Raw genomic sequence first — 3,229 nt, 5'->3', positions numbered from 1 at the left:
TTTGCTAGATTCTCTTCGGACCACGAATACCTTCTTCCGGCCCCCCGAGGAGACCCGCCGATGTCCGTGCGCAACGCCATGCTCGCCCTGCTCGCACAGCGGGCGCGCCACGGCTACGAGCTGCGCGACGCCTTCGAGGCGCTCGTGGGCGGCCGGGCGGTATGGGACCTGAAGTCCGCGCAGGTCTACACGACTCTCGCGCGCCTCGAAGAAGCGGGACTCGTCGTGCAGAGCGTGACGCGGCGCGTCGGCGGGCCGGATCAGCGCGTGTACGGGATCACCGACGCCGGCCGCGAGGAGCTCGACGGCTGGTACTCCTCGGGAGTACACCCCATGCACCATCGCGACGAGGTCTTCCTCAAGATCGCGCTCGCGCTCGGAGACGAGGAGGCGCGGCCCGAGACCGTCATCCGGGAGCAGCGCAAGACGCTCTACCGCGACCTGCACGAGCTCACCGCCAGGCGCAACGGCTGCCAGCGGCCCAGGGAGCTGGCGCAGGCGATGCTGCTGGACAAGGCGATCATGCACATCGAGGCGGATCTGCGATGGCTGGAGATGGCGGAGGCCCGGCTGCGAGAGATGGCGCGGCACGCGGTGCCCGAGCTGCCCGAACGGCGACGGGGACGGCCGCGAGTGAGGACAGAGGAAGCCGAGAACGACAGGGACGGGAGGTAGCCGGAGATGGCTATCGCGGAGACACGAGGGCTGACCAAGGTCTACGGCGCCGGCGACACGGCGGTGACGGCTCTCGACCATGTGGATCTGATCATCGAGCCCGGCGAGTTCGTGGCCGTCATGGGCCCGTCGGGCTGCGGCAAGTCGACACTGCTCAACCTCATCGGCGGCCTCGATACGCCCACCGAGGGATCCGTGATCCTCGACGGTCGCGAGATCGCTTCGATGTCGGATAACGAGCTCACCAAGGTCCGCCGCGAGCGGCTGGGGTTCGTCTTCCAGTTCTTCAACCTGATCCCCGTACTGACCGCCGCCGAGAACGCTGCTCTGCCGCTCGTGCTGAACGGCGGCCGGGAGCGGGTGGCACGCCGACGCGCCGAGGACTGGCTGAGTCGCGTCGGGCTGGAGAACCGTCACGGCGCGAGGCCGGACCAGCTCTCCGGCGGGCAGCAGCAGCGAGTCGCGGTGGCGCGCGCGCTCCTCACGGAGCCGGCCCTCGTGCTTGCCGACGAGCCCACCGGCAACCTCGACAGCAAGAGCAGCGACGAGATCGCCGCGCTGCTGCGCCAGGTCAGCGACGAATGGGGTCGCGCGATCCTGATGGTCACGCACGACCCCCGGATCGCCGCGCACGCCGACCGCATCGTGTTCATGCGCGACGGCAGGATCGCCGACGACGCGAGGATCGCGGGCGAGGCGTCGGCCCGCGACGCCATGGAGAAGGCGGGGTTGATGTGAGCACGCAGCTGAAGCTCGCCGGCCGCTATCTGGCCGGACGGAAGCTGAGGACCGCTCTGACCACGCTCGCGATCGTGCTCGGGGTGATGATCATCTTCGGGTTGAACGGCGTGCTGCCCGGCATGATGGAGCTCATGCAGCGCTCGATGCTCGCCTCCGTCGGCGAGGTCGACCTCACCGTCGAGAACGCGTCGTCCGGCCTGTTCCCGGCCGAAGTGGCCGAGGAGGTGGCCGGGGTCGAGGGGATCGCGGCGGCGACGCCGGTGCTGCGACGCACCGTCGCGCTGCCTCCCGAACCTGACTACGGCACGGCGAACGTCAGCGTCATCGGCATCGCCCCGGACACCGCGGGCGAGGTCCGCGCGTTCCCCGTGGCCGAGGGCCGTATGCTGACCGAGGCCGACGACGTGAGGGGCTCGGAGCGCCCGGCGGCGGTGCTGACCGCGTCGACCGCCGAGGAGACGGGCCTGTCGGTCGGCGACGCTCTTCAGATGCCCGCGGCATCGGGGACCGTGACCTTCGAGGTCGTCGGCACCATCGATACCCCTGCGGCGGCAGGTGCCCAGGAGGTCTACGTCCCGCTCGCGACGGCGCAGGAGATGTTCGAGACCCCCGGGCTCGTGACCGCGGTCGACGCGGCCTTCGCGGCGTCGGTGGAGCGCTCCGCGGTCGAGGCCGGCGTGCAGGACGCGCTGGGCGACGGCTACGTCATCGGGGCGATCGCGGCCGACTCCCCGCTCGTCGCCGGATTCGCCGCGGCCGAGGGCATCATGAACCTCATCGGCGTGTTCGTGCTCGCCATGGGCGGCTTCGTCATCCTCAACACCTTCCGCACGATGGTCGCCGAGCGTCGCCACGACATCGGGATGCTGCGGGCGATCGGGGCGTCACGCCGGACGATCCTGGGCCTGTTCCTCACCGAGAGCCTCGTCCAGGGCCTGCTCGGCACGGGGCTCGGGCTTCTTGCGGGCTGGGGCTTCGCCGCCATGGCGGCGAGAACGCTCGGAGGCATCGTCGAGGACCTCGTCCACATGGGCTCCTTCGATCTCGTCTTCCCGCTCGAGGCGTGGGTGCTCTCCATCTCGCTCGGCGTCGGCATCACCGTGCTCTCGGCGATCCTGCCGGCGCGCGCCGCGTCGCGGATCACCCCGCTCGACGCGCTCCGGCCCCAGATCGGTGACGTGTACGAGAAGGCCGCCACGAGGCGCGCGTGGGTGGGCCTCGCACTCATCGCGATCGCGGTGGCCGCGCTCGTCTCACGCGACGCCGGCCTCACGGGTCTCGGCGTGATACTGCTGCTCGTGGGGATGGCGCTGGGTGCTTCGGCGGCGGTGAAGCCGGTCAGCGACCGGTTCTCGCGCGCGATCGAGCTCGTGTACCGCACGGAGGGCGGCCTCGCCCGCGCCAACCTGCAGCGCAACCCGGGCCGCGCCGGCGCGACCGCTTCGGCCGTCATGATCAGCATCGGACTGGTCGTCGCGACGATGTCGCTGACGTCCGCGGTCGTCGGCGGGTACGAGGAGTACGCGGAGAAGGCGACGGGCAGCGACTTCATCGTGCTGCCGCAGAGCTTCATGTTCAGCGGCGGAGCCGTCGGCGCAGGGCCCGAGCTGGCCGAGGAGATCGCGGCGACCGATGGCATCGGCGACGTGGCGACGCTGCGCTACGCGCCCGGGATGGCAGGCGACCTGACGATCCAGGTCATCGGCATCGACCCCGCGGCGTACGGCAGGATCGCGAGCTTCCGCTACGCGGAGGGCAGCTCCGACGCAGACCTCGCCAGGCTCTCCGAGCCGGGCATGCTGCTGGCGAACGG

General features: G+C 70.7%; 3 protein-coding genes. All 3 read left to right on the top strand.

Translation table 11 applies throughout. The annotated features are described in order from the left end of the window. The first annotated feature begins 60 nt into the window (after window positions 1–60). The gene (locus tag IBX62_09995) at window positions 61–675 is read left to right on the top strand and encodes a helix-turn-helix transcriptional regulator (protein MBE0477416.1); all 615 of its coding nucleotides are present in this window, start codon (window positions 61–63) and stop codon (window positions 673–675) included. A 6-nt stretch (window positions 676–681) separates the two neighbouring features. Beyond that, on the top strand, window positions 682–1,413 hold the full coding sequence (locus IBX62_09990) for an ABC transporter ATP-binding protein (protein MBE0477415.1): 732 nt from the start codon (window positions 682–684) through the stop codon (window positions 1,411–1,413). Continuing rightward, on the top strand, window positions 1,410–3,229 hold a 1,820-nt coding region (locus IBX62_09985), incomplete at its 3' end, for an ABC transporter permease (GenBank protein ID MBE0477414.1). The genes IBX62_09990 and IBX62_09985, both read left to right, overlap by 4 nt.

The organism is Coriobacteriia bacterium (genome assembly GCA_014859305.1).
Classification (GTDB): Bacteria; Actinomycetota; Coriobacteriia; order Anaerosomatales; family Kmv31; genus Kmv31.
The sequence above is the reverse complement of the archived record's forward strand: the minus strand, read 5'-3'. Positions and strand labels throughout refer to the sequence as shown.

What these genes read in the sequence shown, in the direction of transcription:
- IBX62_09995 (MBE0477416.1), top strand. Translation starts at nt 61, where the DNA reads ATGTCCGTGCGCAACGCCATGCTCGCCCTGCTCGCACAGCGGGCGCGC.
- IBX62_09990 (MBE0477415.1), top strand. Translation starts at nt 682, where the DNA reads ATGGCTATCGCGGAGACACGAGGGCTGACCAAGGTCTACGGCGCCGGC.